Below are 15,636 nucleotides of genomic sequence, written 5' to 3'. Positions count from 1 at the left end.
TATGGCAGGAAACTCTATTCAAGTCATGATTGTTGAAGATGATCCGGTCGGGGCCAAAATTTATAAGCAATTCACCGAAAATATAGAAGGCTTTGAAGCTTCTGCCATTGCAAATTCAGGGAAAGAGGCACTTGCCTATCTTCAAAACTTTAAGCCCCAATTAATTCTGTTAGACATCTATCTGCCAGATATGAATGGCATCGACTTATTACGAGCAATCAGAATAAAGTATCGAGGGATCGATATTATTCCAATAACTGCGGCAAATGATGCGGAAACAATAACAGAGGCAATCCGCGGGGGAGTTTTTAGTTATTTAATCAAACCGATTGATGTGAAAAAATTCACTGATGAGCTGAACAGATATAAACTAACCATGGAGCAGCTTCAGATAAAAAAAACGATGGATCAAAAGGAGATTGATACCTTTTTCTCCTTAGCGGACCATCCCAATCCTAAACAAACCCAGGAAAAACAACTTCCTAAAGGCATCGATAAATTTACGCTAGTGAGAGTCCGGGACAAACTTCGTATTGAAACGGGGAGCGTTAGTGCTGAAGAATTAGCAGTCCTCCTTGGAATCACGGATTCAACTGCCCGAAAATATTTAGAGTATCTTTCATCGATTGATGAAATGGAAGTCGATATCCAATATGGATCGGTGGGGCGACCGGAACGAAAATACAAATGGAAAAAGAAATGATGATCCGGAGATTGGTAAAAAGCCAATCTCTTTTTTTTTCTAAAAAAATGCATGGTTATGGTTAATACAGTCTACTATGGTTCTTTGTTCTTTTTACAGTAAATGTAAATAATCATTTAACTATTTTAATTCGACTAATTTATATAATATTCAAATCTTTCTTTTTACACTGTACATTTATATTAATAGCTTAATCAAACGACGGTTTGAAAGCGTTATCTGCTTTAATTTTGGAGAGGATTGAGAGCGCTCTCTTGCTCGGAAATTATGAATCTCGCATTCATAAAAATTTATCACGATTATATAAGAGGTGTAGTTGATGACTGAACATGATATTTCATTGCTTGTTGTTGCTGTATGCAGCATTTTGTTACTGGTTTTTCTCATTGTTTCAAAATTACGTTTCCATCCTATGTTAGCACTTTTAGTGGTGTCTGTTGGCGTAGGGTTTGCATCAGGTCTTGATACTAAAACTATTGTAAGTTCAATTGAAGATGGTGCCGGGGGGACACTGGGAGGGGTTGGACTACAAGTAGCACTTGGTGCGATGATAGGGAAACTATTGGGCGATTCAGGAGCAACGGACAAAATTGCTTCAATAATCTTGAGGAATTCCACTAACCGAACTTTACCATGGTTAATTGGTGCGGTGGCATTCATTATTGGAATCCCAATGTTTTTTGAGGTAGGGCTAATCATGCTTTTACCACTGGTATTCTCTGTTGCTGCCAAAGTGGAGAAGCAAGGGAATATAAAAGGTTCAGCATTTGTTTTCATAGGGGTACCTGTCGTAGCTGCATTGGCAACAATGCATGGAATGGTACCGCCCCATCCTGGTCCGCTTGTTGCTATTGCAGGGTTTAAATCTAATTTGGGGATTACCATGATTTATGGCCTTATCTGCGCCATTCCTGCAGCAATCCTAGCAGGCCCCGTATACGGTAAATTTATAGCACCACGGATGACCGTTCGTCCGGACCAATTGTTGCTAGATCAATATACTGCGTCTTCAGAAATAGAATCAGAAGTGGCTGCAGCTGTAGAGCAGTCACCCGTTTCATCTGTTGCTTCATTTATAGTGATTTTGCTGCCGATGCTCATGATGTTAAGCCGTACGGTAGCAGAAACATTATTTAAGAAATCAGTTTTGTTTAATAATATAACAAGTTTTATAGGAGAGCCCATTATTGCTTTGTTAATTGGTTTAATAGCAGGAATCATTTTATTGGGATATGGAAGGGGAGCAAATACAAAACAACTTCGAGATTCACTTGGTGCAAGTCTTAAACCTATTGCAGGTATTCTATTAATTATTGCCGGCGGGGGTGCCTTTGCAAAGGTACTCGTTAATTCCCATGTCGGAGATGCAATCATCCACCTTTCCACCGGAATGAAACTTTCTGCTATTGCCATCGGATGGCTGATTGCTGCTTTATTGTCTGTGACGACAGGGTCTGCTACTGTTGGCATTGTTGGAGCTACAGGCTTGTTGGCACCACTTGTTGGAACAGATCCGAGCATTAATAAGGAATTGCTGGTAGTAGCCATTGGTGCTGGCTCATTATTCTTTAACTACGCTAATCATGCAGGCTTCTGGTTAGTAAAAGAATCATTTAGTATGTCAATGGGTGAAACCTTTAAAACGATTACCATTATCCAATCAATTATAGGAATAGTTGGTTTGGTCATGGCACTATTATTAAATTTACTGCCTCATTTCTAGTAACTATAAGATATGATTGACATCTTTTGTAAAAAGATATAACTACAAAGAGGATTGATATTAATCTGTGTTTAACGGAGGGAATTCCCATGTGGAATATCACGGTATACTCAAAGGGAAAATTCGTAACGATGTATGAGTTTAAAACGGAACGAGAAGCGAAAGAAGCGTTTAAGAATATTTCAGGACATAAGATTCTTTCAGAGATTATTTACTTTAATGATTAATTTTTACGTTTAGTAACAGTCTAATATTTTTCCATAAAGAAAGTCTGGATTCCGACTAGGATTCTAGACTTTTAAATTTTTAAAGCTAGTTTCAAATGGTATGAATAAATTTTGTTGTAGGATGGCAAAAAGAACTTGATGGATTTTTTTATGAGCTTTTTGAACAGTGAGTTGAGAGTAAAAAGTCATTCACTTTTTCCTCAAAATGCATACTTTCTGCAAACTTTTATAGTAGGATGAATTTTGTAATAAAATGTAAGGAGGAGTTAAATGAAAACAAAAAGACTGTTTATAGGGATTTTCACGTTGGTGTTAATGTTCATGTTGGCTGCTTGTTCAGGTAATAGTACGGATAAAAGCTCTGACAAAGGCTCAAATATGGATCATGAAAACATGAAGATGGATGATAAGAATTCGAGTTCGGTTGATAAAAGTATGGACATGGATGATATGGATCATTCAGGTTCAGGTGAGGTTCCTGCAGGATTAAAAGTAGCAGAGAATCCAAAATTTAAAGTCGGGGACCAAGCCATTCTTAAATCAGATCATATGGAAGGTATGAACGGTGCCAAAGCAACTGTTGTTGGTGCATATGATACGATAGCCTATGCTGTAACCTATACACCAACTACTGGAGGAGATCCAGTAAAAAACCACAAATGGGTTATTCAACAAGAAATCAAAGATGCCGGAGATAAAACCTTAGAACCTGGAACAAAAGTTACGATACAGGCAGACCACATGGAAGGTATGAATGGTGCAACGGGAACAATTGATTCAGCAGAAAAAACAACCGTATATATGGTTGATTACACATCAACTACTGGCGGTCAGAAAGTAACAAATCATAAATGGGTAACAGAAAGTGAACTATCTGCTAAATAAAAGCAAATAGTTGTTCAAGGAAAAGGGCTGCGTTGCAACCCTTTTTTTATTGTTTAAAAAAAGAGAGAAAAGTGCCAAATTCCTGTAAATATCGTAAGGTTTAAGATAAGTTGTCAGGAAACCTCCACACTTTCTGCCATTTTTTATGGTAACCTTAAGCTATTAAAATAGTCTGTTAGGTGATCATATGTACAGTTTATTAAGTCAAATAAGTTCCGTGCTAAGTAAACCATTTATTAGTATGGCCAATAGCTTGGAATCCTGGCCTATTGTCTTTGCTTTAATTCTGGGACTAGTAGGAGCACTTGCGCCTTGCCAGCTTACAGGGAATATTAGTGCGGTAACACTCTATGGTAATCGTTCCATTCAAAAGAAAGTAGCTTGGAAGGATGTTATTTATTTTACACTGGGGAAAATAGCATCCTTTTCGTTATTAGGTGTATTGGTTTGGTTGCTAGGAAAAGGGTTTGAACAAAGTCTGCCGTTATTTTTTCCATGGCTTAGGAAAATGATCGGGCCTTTATTAATCTTCGTTGGTTTATTTATGTTGGGATTCATTAAATTAAAGGGAACCTTAAATTTATTAAAACTATCAAAAGATTATACACATGAAAATCCATTTGCTACTTTTATGTTGGGATTTAGTTTTTCACTCGCATTCTGTCCTACTATGTTTATATTATTTTTCGTCACATTGATGCCAGTTGTGTTGTCTAGCCCCTATGGGTTTGTTCTTCCCCCCATTTTTGCAGTTGGAACAGGTATACCCTTATTGGTCGTTATTTTAATTATTTGGTATCTGGGCGGAAGTGGTGTCGTATTGAAAAAAGGAAGAAAGGTTGGAATGGTTATTCATAAAATTGCCGGAGCTCTAATGTTAATCTTAGGTATCTTTGATACAATCACCTACTGGTCTTTATAAAAACAGATAAAACAAAACCAACGATATTTGTTCGTTGGTTTTGTTTTGCAGGCCTTATATAGAACTTAGTATTTTTGTAAGATTATTTTCAAGCAAAGTTCTATAGTTATCTGTTAAAGTTACTTTTGTAAAAGGTTTGTTCCGTCAGAATAACGACTTTGACCAATTACAAGGACTTATGGACAAATTTTGTAAGTTGGATAGATAAATAAAAAATATTTTAGTACGCCTATTTACATAGGGTAGGGGGGTATGGTAAATTAAAATAAAAGGAGGGATGGTAATGGATAATCTCGAGCCGGTTAACCTGAATCATTCTAATGAACACTGTGGTTTCATGACAACAGAGCGCAAAAGTCATCATTCAGATAAAATGAAACAAAACCTTGTTTCAAGATTAAATCGGATTGAGGGACAGATTCGAGGTATCAAAGGTTTAATCGAAAAAGATACTTATTGTGATGATGTGATTACGCAAATTGCAGCCACCCAGGCAGCTTTAAATAGTGTCGCGAAAATACTTTTGGAAGGCCATATGAAAAGTTGTGTGGTCGAGAGAATTCAAGAGGGCGATCATGAAGTTGTAGATGAATTGTTAACTACCATTCATAGACTTATAAAAAAATAATTGATAGATGAGAGGGAGTATTAAAATGGAAAAAGTAACTTTAAATGTTCTAGGAATGTCTTGCGGTCATTGTGTAAAAGCAGTAGAAGGAAGTGTTGGAGCTCTTAAGGGCATCAACTCTGTAAAGGTCGATTTAAAGGCTGCTAAAGTGGATATAGAATTTTATAATCAAGAAGTTTCATTAGAGCAAATTAAAGAAACTATCGAAGATCAAGGCTATGATGTGAAATAAGGAAAATGACGTGCTAGTTGCTAGCACGTTCTTTTCAAACGAAAATATACCCATATGGGGTATAAGGAGTTGGCCTTTATGAGTCAAAATGTGAAAGAAACTAATTTACAAATCTCAGGTATGACCTGTGCTGCCTGTGCGGTAAGAATCGAAAAGGGTCTTAATAAGTTAGAAGGCGTCCAAACCGCAAATGTGAATCTTGCTTTAGAGCGTTCGAATGTTAAATATGACCCAGATCAAATCAATATTGCAGACATTGAAAAAAAGATAAAAGATCTTGGTTACGATGTGGTGTATGAAAAAACGGAATTTGACATAACCGGAATGACCTGTGCAGCTTGCGCGGCCAGAATCGAAAAAGGTTTAAATAAGTTAGATGGGGTCGTAAAAGCAAATGTCAATTTGGCCCTTGAAAAAGCAACTGTAGAGTACAATAGTGCGGTACTTTCTACAGGTGAAATCATAAACAGAATAGAAAACCAAGGGTATGGTGCTCAAATAAAGGAAGATGGAAAAGAAACGAGTGACCATCGACAAAAGGAAATTGAAAAACAAACAAGGAAGTTTATCTTTTCCGCCATCCTTTCATTCCCTCTATTATGGGCAATGGTGGGTCACTTTTCATTCACCTCCTTTATATGGGTTCCGAAACTGTTTATGAATCCTTGGGTGCAGTTAGCCCTAGCTACACCGGTGCAGTTTTATATTGGGAAACAGTTTTATACGGGAGCTTATAAAGCATTAAAAAATAAAAGTGCCAATATGGATGTTCTGGTTGCTTTAGGTACGTCTGCTGCTTATTTTTACAGTTTATATTTATCAATATTGTCTATCGGAGGCATGAACCATTCCGTAGAACTTTACTATGAGACTAGTTCCATACTTATTACGCTGATTATTCTTGGAAAGCTTTTTGAAGCAAAGGCTAAAGGACGCTCATCTGAAGCCATAAAAAAATTGATGGGTCTCCAAGCAAAGACAGCGATAGTTGAAAGAGATGGGATAGAACAGGAAATCCCAATTGAAGAAGTAACCGTTGGTGATATCGTTCATATTAAGCCTGGTGAAAAGATCCCGGTAGACGGAATGATAATAGAAGGTCGTTCGGCCATTGATGAATCAATGCTGACGGGTGAAAGTGTTCCGGTTGATAAGGCCGTTGGTGATGAGGTAATCGGAGCTACGATTAATAAAAATGGTTTCTTATTAATTAAGGCAACCAAAGTAGGCAGAGATACAGCCTTAGCTCAAATTATTAAGGTAGTAGAAGAAGCACAGGGTTCTAAGGCACCTATTCAACGTTTAGCTGATAGAATTTCTGGGGTGTTTGTTCCTATTGTAGTGGCCCTTGCAGTACTAGCTTTTATCGTTTGGTATGTTTGGGTGTCTCCTGGAGATTTCGCAGAAGCGCTAGAAAAATTGATCGCCGTTCTTGTTATAGCATGTCCTTGTGCATTAGGTTTAGCCACTCCAACATCTATCATGGCAGGTTCGGGCCGTGCAGCGGAATATGGCATTCTGTTTAAGGGCGGCGAGCATTTGGAAATGACCCACAAAATTTCTACGGTTGTAGTAGATAAGACAGGTACGGTTACAAACGGAACACCGGTTTTAACGGACGTATTCACAGTTCCAAATCAAGTAGAAGATGAATTTTTATCATTAGTTGGATCTGCCGAAAAACAATCGGAACATCCACTAGCACAAGCCATTGTTCAGGGGATTAAGGAAAAAGGACTTTCTTTTAAAGACGCGACTGAGTTTGAAGCAATCCCTGGTTTTGGTATCAAAGCAAATGTTGATGGAAAAGAACTACTAGTTGGAACAAGGAAATTAATGAGTAAATATAATGTTGCTGCAGAAGATGCTTATAACCAAATGGATGATTTGGAGAAGGATGGGAAAACAGCAATGTTAGTAGCGGTAGACAACCAATATGCTGGAATGGTTGCTGTAGCAGATACGATTAAAGAAACGTCTAAATCAGCCATATGCCGCCTTAAAGAAATGGGAATAGAGGTAATCATGATTACCGGGGATAATAAACAGACAGCAAAAGCAATAGCGGGACAAGTAGGTATCGATCATGTTATTGCTGAAGTACTTCCTGAAGGTAAAGCCGATGAAATAAAGAAATTGCAGGCAGAAGGGAAAAAGGTTGCCATGGTTGGTGATGGAATCAACGATGCTCCAGCCCTTGCGATTGCTGATATTGGAATGGCTATTGGGACTGGTACGGATGTTGCAATGGAAGCGGCTGATATCACACTAATTCGCGGGGATTTAAATAGTATTGCAGATGCCATCTACATGAGTAAGAAGACGATCCGTAATATTAAGCAGAATTTGTTCTGGGCCCTTGCCTACAATACTCTAGGTATTCCTGTAGCTGCTCTTGGGTTCCTTGCACCTTGGTTAGCAGGTGCCGCAATGGCATTTAGTTCAGTATCGGTTGTACTCAATGCCTTACGTTTACAAAAAGTTAAATTGTAAAAATAAACATGATGGAAAATATGGTCTCTAGTAAAAATATGACTTCATTTGGGGATTATTATTAAGATTCCTGCTAATTATTTTGGTATCCTTTAGTGCTTTAATACTTTATTAACAATTTTTAGGGGTATATGAACAAAAATTCGAGGATATTAACAAAATTCCAGTAGATATTAACAAAATCGCCTCGGATATTAACAAAATTCCAGATATATTAACAAATGCCAAATGGAAAGGTTCTTCAACAGAAAAATAATAGACTAAAAGATAAAATTTTCGGTCAAGATTGTATTTGAAATTTGAAAAATGCCGTTATCCCGGGATGACTAACCTAATAAAATGCGACACGATAAAACACCTTCGAAATGGTACAGTGAAATTAAGTACTAAAGTCGGAGGTGTTTTTGCATGGGCAAAAAGTATATTCTGGTTAAACAAAAAGATGACCCTGTCTGAAGTGTTTGGCGATTTATGGACTTCAAACAAACTGAAGTTTTAGCAAAGCCTCGATCTAGTGCTATCACAGCCCACATCTTATCACCAGATGTGGGCTATTTGACGCTCGAAAGACTGTCAAATAATATTTTTCCTAAAAATATTAAACAAAAAGAGTAAATTTTTATATATCTTTATCGAACATTTCCCACTATTATAAATATTGGAAAAATTTTTCTCCATTCTGTTTGATTTCCTTAACATGTTAGTACATATAAAATTTCCCTGCATTCTTTCACGTGTCAAAGGTAAATGTTCTTCTTTTTCTCAAAAGGAGGAGAAGCTCTTTTATCTAGTAATTTCAAACATGGATTATTAAAAGAGGTATTGAGGTCAGATGCATTATCTCTTTTTAATATAAAGATTTTCGTTGTAGGGGGTGAAAAGGGATGTTGGAGCACTATATGATACTTGTTTAAGAATTATATAGTTTGCTGCATTTAAACTAGCTGTGTATTGGAAGCGGTTTCAAAATACCTAGGACAAATTGACTAAGGAGGAACAGATGGTTGGAAAAAAAGTAGTAAGGATCTATTTTATATGTTCTCTTGTACTATCTTTACTAGCAGGCGGGTTCGGTGGATTCGCAAACACTACGGTACATGCTGCTAGCCCTTCAATAATCAACAGTGGAGGTTGGGATGAAACTGCATATATAGAATGGTCGTCTGTTGATGATGCGGCAGGATATAACGTTTATGTTAAACCTGCGAGTGCATCAGATTCTCAATATAAACAAATTGATACTGAATTAATTCGAAGCTACGGATCGTATTGGAGAGCTGATGCTCTAGGGCTTGCAGCTGGAGATTATGTTATGAAAGTTGACGCAGTACTGTCAGATAATTCAATTGTAAGTATGGTTTCTAAAACGCTGCCCGTAACGGCACATGACAGATCAGGATTTGCCTTTGCATCAAACTCAACCTACGGCACAAGTTCAGGTGCTTATAATGATGATGGAACACTTAAGGCTGGCGCTCAAGTTATTTATGTAACATCTAAGAATGCACAAACCGTAACTCATGATGTGGTAACCAGCAGCTCAGGAGCTGTAACAACAGGTGTGGGTATAGGTAATATTCTGAACCTGAGACAAAAAGGCTATGATAAAACGCCGCTTGCAATCAGATTTATTGGAAAAATTACAGATGCTGACATGTATGGACAACTTAACAGCAGCGGATATCTTCAAGTAAAAGGTAAATCCAATTATTCGGAAATGAATATTACATTAGAAGGTATCGGGGAAGATACTTATGCGTATGGATGGGGAATCCTGCTTAGATATGTCGGTAATGTAGAAGTAAGAAACTTGGGTATGGCGTTGTTTCCAGATGATGGCATTTCTATGGATACTGGCAATGTTAACGTTTGGATTCATAATAATGACATTTTCTATGGAACTGCAGGAGGAGATGCCGACCAAGCAAAAGGTGACGGTTCCACTGACCTGAAAGGAGGATCCACATATATTACACTCTCTTATAATCACTACTGGGATTCTGGAAAATCTTCTCTACTCGGTTTGAATGAATCATCAGAATTCTTTGTAACTTTCCACCATAACTGGTTTGATCATTCAGACTCTCGTCATCCACGAATAAGAACAGGAACTGTTCATGTGTACAATAACTTCTTTGATGGAGTCTCTAAATATGGTGTTGGTGTAACAACAGGAAGTTCATCCTTTGTAGAATCAAACTATTTTAGAAATACGAAATATCCAATGATGAGTTCCTTGCAAGGGACTGACGCTTTAGGGGAAGGTACATTCTCGGGCGAAGATGGAGGAATGATTAAAGCATACAACAATACGATTGTGGATGCTGCAAGTCTTATCTATGCTAATTCCGATGCGGGAACAACTCCAGCTAATGCAACATCATTTGATGCTTACTTAGCTTCGTCAAGAAGTGAAACCGTTCCAAGCTCTTACAAAACCTTAGTAGGCGGAACAACTTATAATAACTTTGATACTCGCATCGATTTGGGCGTAACTGCATCTGAGATTGATGATGTAAGCCTTGTTGAACAAATTGTTACTGCAGAAGCTGGCCGCCTAAATAATGGAGACTTTACATGGGAATTTGATGATGCGGTTGATGATAAATCGTCTAGCCTTAATTCAGCACTAATGTCTAAAATAAAAAATTACAAAACCCAACTTGTATCCATAGGGGGTAATTCAATTCAATCAGATCCAACAGAACCAATCGGCTCAACAGAACCAACAGAACCAACCGATTCAACTGTAGTAAATGTACAAAACTTTACCACAGATGGAAAAGAAAGCAACTTCTTCACGATTCAAGGGAACCTTTCAACAAGTAAAGGAACAGTGGTTTATAATGGTCTAACCCTAACACAAGCTTTAAAAATGGAGAGTTCGACCAGCATTGACTTTACGACTACTTTAGATTCAACCTTAACCTTAGTGTTTAATACAGGAGAAACATCAAAAGTCAACATAGATGGAATAAGTTATGCAATGACAGATGGCATTGTAACTGTTCCTCTTGTACCTGGCTCACATACCATTAGGAAAGCTGATGTTGCAAATCTATTTTATATGGAAGTAGCCAATAAGGGCGCAACAGAACCAACAGAACCAACAGAACCAACAGAACCAACAAAACCAACAGATACCGTTGCTCCTACAGCCACTATCAGCTATAGTGCTGTCAATCCGACCAACAAAGATGTGATTGTGACTGTTATACCAAGTGAGCCTGTTACGGTAACGAACAATAATGGGCTAGGTCAGTACACTTTTAGCCAAAATGGAAGCTTTACCTTTACGTTTGAAGACGCGGCGGGGAATCCAGGAAGTGTTGTTGCTACCGTCAATAACATTGATAAGACGGCACCCGTAACCACCGACGATGCGCCGAATGGCTGGGTCAATAAAGATGTAACGGTGAACTTTATGGCCAAGGATATGGATTCAGGTGTTGCAGCAACTTACTACACGATTGATAACGGGGCTCCACAAACGGGCGAATCGGTTACAATTACTGCGGAAGGCATTCATAGCCTCACTTATTGGAGTGTTGATAACGCAGGTAATGTAGAGGGGAAGAAAACGGTTTCGATCTATTGGGATAAAACCGCACCTTCGCTTCAGGTCGATTTGGATCAATCGATACTCAGGACTGCCAACAATAAACCTGTTTCAGTAACGGCGGTCGTTGATTCAAGTGACAGTTTGTCGGGGATTGATTCCGTTGTGCTGTCCTCGATTATTCCAAGTGAACTTGATGACGCTTCCGAACAATTGGTGGGAGATGCTACTTACGGTACGCTAGATAAGACGTTTACATTACTCGCTAAAAAAGCGAGTAAAAAGGCTGATCTTACCTATAGCATAACGTATACAGCATTGGATAAGGCAGGAAACCAGACAGTCACTACTGTTATTGTACGGGTACCCCACGATGAGTCAGGGAAATAACAGAACATAAGATTCGCATTTCTTTAGGACAAATAAAAAGGGGTTGACCCAAGAGTAGATAATTTCTACTGAGGGCTCCCCCCCAATATATTATGGATAAAATGTTTTCAAAAGCTTTGAAAACCCGCTAACTTAGAGCGCAGTATAACGTTGTTATTTTTCGAAAGAGACGGTGTTATAAAATCAAGAAAACTCTAAATATTTCTTCTTCAAAGGGGGAGTAAGAATGAAACGATCTTTTCGTAAAAGAATCCACACTGCATTATCAGTGGCAGCGATTTCAGGTTTGTTTTTTGCCGCCACAGGAAAAGCAAATGCTTCAGTATTGCCAGCTTCACTTCCAATGGGACCATTTCATTGGGTAGGTGCTTGGGCTGCTAGCCCGCAAGCTTCTAACGGTTCCGGACTGGCCAAAGCCGGCTTTACCAACCAGACGATCCGTATGATTGTTCACCCTCATTTAATAGGGGAAAAGATTCGAATTCGACTGTCGAACACATTTGGAACCCAACCGGTAACATTCGGTAAGGTCGATGTGGCACAACAGGATAATGGGGCTGACATCGTAGCAGGTTCAGACACCCAAGTTACATTTAATGGTGGACAAGCGTCAGTCATAGTACAGCCTGGTCAGGAGGTATGGAGTGATCCTCTTCCATTTGAGGTAACCACCGACAACGATCTTGCCATAAGTATTTATATGCCGAACGGAACAGGACCTGTTACATATCATCCGTTAGCACGGTCGACGAACTATATTTTTTCCACAACAGGAGACCATACATCTGATATTACTGCAAGCGCTTCAACGACGACAACGAGTGCTTGGTATTGGGTAGACGGCGTATCGATTTTAAGCAACCCATCCGTCAAAGGATCGATCGTCGCATTCGGAGATTCTATCACAGATGGTGTCAATTCAACTGTTGATGCCAACCACAGATGGGCGGATTATTTGGCAAACCGGATTACTGAACCAGATTCTACTCTAAACATGTCTGTACTAGACGAAGGTATTAATGCCAACCGAATTTGGCAGGATGCTTCCCCTATTTACGGAGCCAATCAAAGGGCGCTTGACCGGTTAGACCGTGATGTATTGAGCCAGGATGGGGTACAGGATGTCATTATGTTATTAGGAATTAACGATATCGGTCATGGAAACTATGATCCTCAATCCGTCGAAGCTGGAATGAAACAAATTATTGATCGGGTGCATGCAAAAGGATTGCGTATTTTCGGTGGAACGTTAACTCCAATCGGAGGTTCCAAGTACGACAATCGGCAGGCTGAACAAACACGGGAAGCTGTAAACAATTGGATTCGTACAAGCGGTGTATTTGATGGTGTTGTTGATTTTGCCAAAGCGACTCAGGATCCTGCTAAGTCGGAATATTTCCTTCCTCAATATAACTCAGGAGATTCTTTGCATCCGAATGACGCTGGTTACCAAGCAATGGCTAACGCCATCAATTTAAAGATGTTGAAATAATAAAAAGGGAGGAGTCCAAGTGGCAGGCTTAAAGGGGTTTAAAAAAACCGCACTTACACTGGCAAGTGCTTTGCTGGTAACTGCAACTGCTTTTTACTCGTCTAATCAGGCAAAAGCAGACACGAATATTAAGGACAAGTATCCGGACAGTGAAATTTCGCAAACTGAAATCCGGCTTTGGTCAGGGGATGCGCCTGGGTATAATGGTGTACAATTGAAGCAGAAAATTACGGAAAGAAGCAAGGACCCGCAAATCCACGATCGCGCGATCACCGGTGTTCTAAATCCAAGTATCATCCCGTTTTTCCCGAGCAAAGGAAAATCAAATGGAGCAGCTGTTTTGGTTATGCCAGGTGGTGCATATGACCATTTAACCTTCGACAAAGAAGGATATGATGTTGCACAGTGGCTTAACTCAGTCGGTGTCACCGCTTTTGTACTGAAATATCGATTGCCAGCTGAAGGATGGCTTAATGGATATAATGTACCGCTCGAAGATGCCCAAAGGGCGATAAGAATTATTAGGGGAAATGCAGACCAATGGGGCATTGATCCAACTAAAGTCGGTATAGCAGGCTTTTCCGCTGGCGGGCATTTGGCAACCACATTGGGTGAAAAATATTCGGCTCAAGTTTACAGTCCTGTGGACAGTGCTGACCAGCTAAGTGCAAGACCGGATTTCATGATTCTCGGCTATCCTGTTGCCTCTATGCAGAATGGAATCACGAATGTATCGTCCAGGCAAAAGTTACTTGGCAGTACTCCAAGCCAGGATTTGATTGATCAGTTTTCTAGCGAATTGCATGTGAATGCTAATACGCCTCCAACCTTTATCGCGCAGGCTAGTAACGATACTTCCGCGCCAACTCAGGCTACAACTGCATTTTATAACGCACTAAAACAAGCGCAAGTCGATACCGAAATGCATGAGTTCCGTACAGGCGGTCACGGGTTCGGCATACGTTCTGCGAGTGGTGCACTGGAATTATGGACTGTTCTTGCAGATGAATGGTTAGCTGCTAAAGGATATATTCCAAACTTGTCAGCCGAAGACATCATACCTACTGTTCAGGATTCAATAAAAGATTTGCGAAATCAATAAGATGTTTATATAAACTTGAGGGAGAGAATAGGAAATGAAAATCGGAAAAAAATTAGCCCCTTTTGTGGGTACCATTATACTGGCCCAAACGTTAGCCATTCCATCTGTTTTTGCTGCTCCTGCAACAACAGGATCAGCTTATCCAATTGGACCAGATGTTAATCATGTCGAAGGAAAGGTATTGGTTGTCGCCAAGGATGGAACAGGTGACTTTACCAATGTTCAGGATGCTGTCAATGCTGTACAGCCGGACGGACGATCTCGCGTCACCATTTTGATTAAACCTGGTGTGTACCGTGGTGCCGTTTTGGTTCCATCTAGTAAACCGAATATTTCCTTTGTTGGTTCCACTGGTGATCCGAAAGATGTTGTCATCGTTGAAAACCATGCACATGACACTTTGCAGCCAAACGGACTCATTTATGATACGGATGGCAGTGCAACTCTAACTGTTGCAGGTGACAATTTCCAAGCACGGAACATTACAATCCAGAATGACTTTGACCCAAAAACTACGACATTAAAGAACAAACAGGCAGTTGCCGTAAAGACGGTTTCAGACCAAGTCATATATCAAAATGACCGGTTCATCAGCACACAGGACACCCTGTTCGCGAGTTCGTACAGTGATCCTGTTCCGTCATGGTCTCCAATAAAAGAGAGAGCGGTGAACCCTCCGGGAGTTCCACAACCATCACTTAAAGCTAGACAGTACTATGTTGACGATTACATTGAGGGTACAACCGACTTCATTTTCGGTTCTGCCACTGCAGTATTCGATCGTTGTACGATTAACGTTAAGGCGAAAAGCTATATAACAGCAGCTGATACTGAAATGACCCGGGAACACGGATTTTTGATTACAAACAGCAAAGTTGAAGCCGATCCTAGTTTGCCTGCAGGAAGCGTTTATCTTGGTCGCCCATGGAGACATACAGGAACAATCAACCCTGTGGCCCAAACAACTTTCCGTAATACCGAATTGCCTGCAGCAATCAACGCACAACAATGGCATGACTGGTCAAGCCCCTATTTTAGATGGCAAGACGCTCGCTATTCTGTATACAAAAACTACGGCCCAGGCGCACAAAATATTGACCCGCAAGTTACCGTACTGACTGATGAACAAGCAATAAACTATACACCACAAGCATACTTCGGTAAATGGATGCCAAGAACTGAATAAATTTTTATTTAGCACAAAAAACACTAGATGAGCTAGGACGCAAAATGAATTAACCGGGGAACTGACACATGCGTAGGAGTAAGACAATTTACTT

General features: G+C 39.6%; 12 protein-coding genes and 1 pseudogene. All 13 read left to right on the top strand.

Annotated elements, in window-relative coordinates; all coding sequences use genetic code 11:
- The first annotated feature begins 1 nt into the window (after position 1).
- The 13 genes and pseudogenes from ACZ9EE_RS06370 (at position 2) to ACZ9EE_RS06310 (ending at position 15,542) form a co-directional block, all read left to right on the top strand.
- Positions 2-703, top strand: coding sequence for a response regulator (locus ACZ9EE_RS06370; RefSeq protein ID WP_476025820.1), 702 nt, complete (start codon positions 2-4; stop codon positions 701-703).
- 319 nt (positions 704-1,022) lie between these two features.
- A complete protein-coding gene (locus ACZ9EE_RS06365; protein WP_476025819.1) occupies positions 1,023-2,426 on the top strand; it encodes a GntT/GntP/DsdX family permease in 1,404 nt (467 codons plus the stop codon).
- 89 nt (positions 2,427-2,515) lie between these two features.
- On the top strand, positions 2,516-2,653 hold the full coding sequence (locus ACZ9EE_RS06360) for a hypothetical protein (protein WP_476025818.1): 138 nt from the start codon (positions 2,516-2,518) through the stop codon (positions 2,651-2,653).
- Positions 2,654-2,923: 270 nt separating this feature from the next.
- Positions 2,924-3,538 (top strand): YdhK family protein, encoded by a 615-nt coding sequence (locus ACZ9EE_RS06355; protein ID WP_476025817.1) that lies wholly within the window; start codon positions 2,924-2,926, stop codon positions 3,536-3,538.
- A gap of 187 nt (positions 3,539-3,725) precedes the next feature.
- On the top strand, positions 3,726-4,460 hold the full coding sequence (locus tag ACZ9EE_RS06350) for an urease accessory protein UreH domain-containing protein (protein ID WP_476025816.1): 735 nt from the start codon (positions 3,726-3,728) through the stop codon (positions 4,458-4,460).
- Positions 4,461-4,743: 283 nt separating this feature from the next.
- A complete protein-coding gene (locus tag ACZ9EE_RS06345) occupies positions 4,744-5,088 on the top strand; it encodes a metal-sensitive transcriptional regulator (RefSeq protein ID WP_476025815.1) in 345 nt (114 codons plus the stop codon).
- A gap of 25 nt (positions 5,089-5,113) precedes the next feature.
- Positions 5,114-5,320, top strand: a complete 207-nt coding sequence (copZ, locus tag ACZ9EE_RS06340) for a copper chaperone CopZ (protein WP_476025814.1) — start codon at positions 5,114-5,116, stop codon at positions 5,318-5,320.
- Positions 5,321-5,398: 78 nt separating this feature from the next.
- Positions 5,399-7,813: a heavy metal translocating P-type ATPase gene (locus ACZ9EE_RS06335; protein ID WP_476025813.1), complete on the top strand. Its 2,415-nt coding sequence runs from the start codon at positions 5,399-5,401 to the stop codon at positions 7,811-7,813.
- 1,000 nt (positions 7,814-8,813) lie between these two features.
- Positions 8,814-10,889, top strand: a pseudogene (locus ACZ9EE_RS06330) (pectate lyase family protein); the annotation flags it as partial.
- Positions 10,881-11,762 carry an OmpL47-type beta-barrel domain-containing protein gene (locus ACZ9EE_RS06325; RefSeq protein WP_476032876.1) on the top strand — a complete coding sequence of 294 codons (882 nt, stop codon included), beginning with the start codon at positions 10,881-10,883 and terminating at the stop codon, positions 11,760-11,762. The pseudogene ACZ9EE_RS06330 and the gene ACZ9EE_RS06325, both read left to right, overlap by 9 nt.
- 226 nt (positions 11,763-11,988) lie before the next feature.
- Positions 11,989-13,254 (top strand): SGNH/GDSL hydrolase family protein, encoded by a 1,266-nt coding sequence (locus ACZ9EE_RS06320; protein WP_476025812.1) that lies wholly within the window; start codon positions 11,989-11,991, stop codon positions 13,252-13,254.
- 19 nt (positions 13,255-13,273) lie between these two features.
- Positions 13,274-14,356 carry an alpha/beta hydrolase gene (locus ACZ9EE_RS06315; protein ID WP_476025811.1) on the top strand — a complete coding sequence of 361 codons (1,083 nt, stop codon included), beginning with the start codon at positions 13,274-13,276 and terminating at the stop codon, positions 14,354-14,356.
- Positions 14,357-14,390: 34 nt separating this feature from the next.
- A complete protein-coding gene (locus ACZ9EE_RS06310; protein WP_476025810.1) occupies positions 14,391-15,542 on the top strand; it encodes a pectinesterase family protein in 1,152 nt (383 codons plus the stop codon).
- Positions 15,543-15,636: the final 94 nt, after the last annotated feature.

The organism is Bacillus sp. URHA0034, assembly GCF_056280405.1.
The sequence above is the reverse complement of the archived record's forward strand: the minus strand, read 5'-3'. Positions and strand labels throughout refer to the sequence as shown.

Coding starts and splice junctions, on each gene's coding strand:
- ACZ9EE_RS06310 (WP_476025810.1), top strand. CDS start 14,391: ATGAAAATCGGAAAAAAATTAGCCCCTTTTGTGGGTACCATTATACTG.
- ACZ9EE_RS06320 (WP_476025812.1), top strand. CDS start 11,989: ATGAAACGATCTTTTCGTAAAAGAATCCACACTGCATTATCAGTGGCA.
- copZ (WP_476025814.1), top strand. CDS start 5,114: ATGGAAAAAGTAACTTTAAATGTTCTAGGAATGTCTTGCGGTCATTGT.
- ACZ9EE_RS06370 (WP_476025820.1), top strand. CDS start 2: ATGGCAGGAAACTCTATTCAAGTCATGATTGTTGAAGATGATCCGGTC.
- ACZ9EE_RS06335 (WP_476025813.1), top strand. CDS start 5,399: ATGAGTCAAAATGTGAAAGAAACTAATTTACAAATCTCAGGTATGACC.
- ACZ9EE_RS06345 (WP_476025815.1), top strand. CDS start 4,744: ATGGATAATCTCGAGCCGGTTAACCTGAATCATTCTAATGAACACTGT.
- ACZ9EE_RS06360 (WP_476025818.1), top strand. CDS start 2,516: ATGTGGAATATCACGGTATACTCAAAGGGAAAATTCGTAACGATGTAT.
- ACZ9EE_RS06355 (WP_476025817.1), top strand. CDS start 2,924: ATGAAAACAAAAAGACTGTTTATAGGGATTTTCACGTTGGTGTTAATG.
- ACZ9EE_RS06325 (WP_476032876.1), top strand. CDS start 10,881: ATGGAAGTAGCCAATAAGGGCGCAACAGAACCAACAGAACCAACAGAA.
- ACZ9EE_RS06365 (WP_476025819.1), top strand. CDS start 1,023: ATGACTGAACATGATATTTCATTGCTTGTTGTTGCTGTATGCAGCATT.
- ACZ9EE_RS06350 (WP_476025816.1), top strand. CDS start 3,726: ATGTACAGTTTATTAAGTCAAATAAGTTCCGTGCTAAGTAAACCATTT.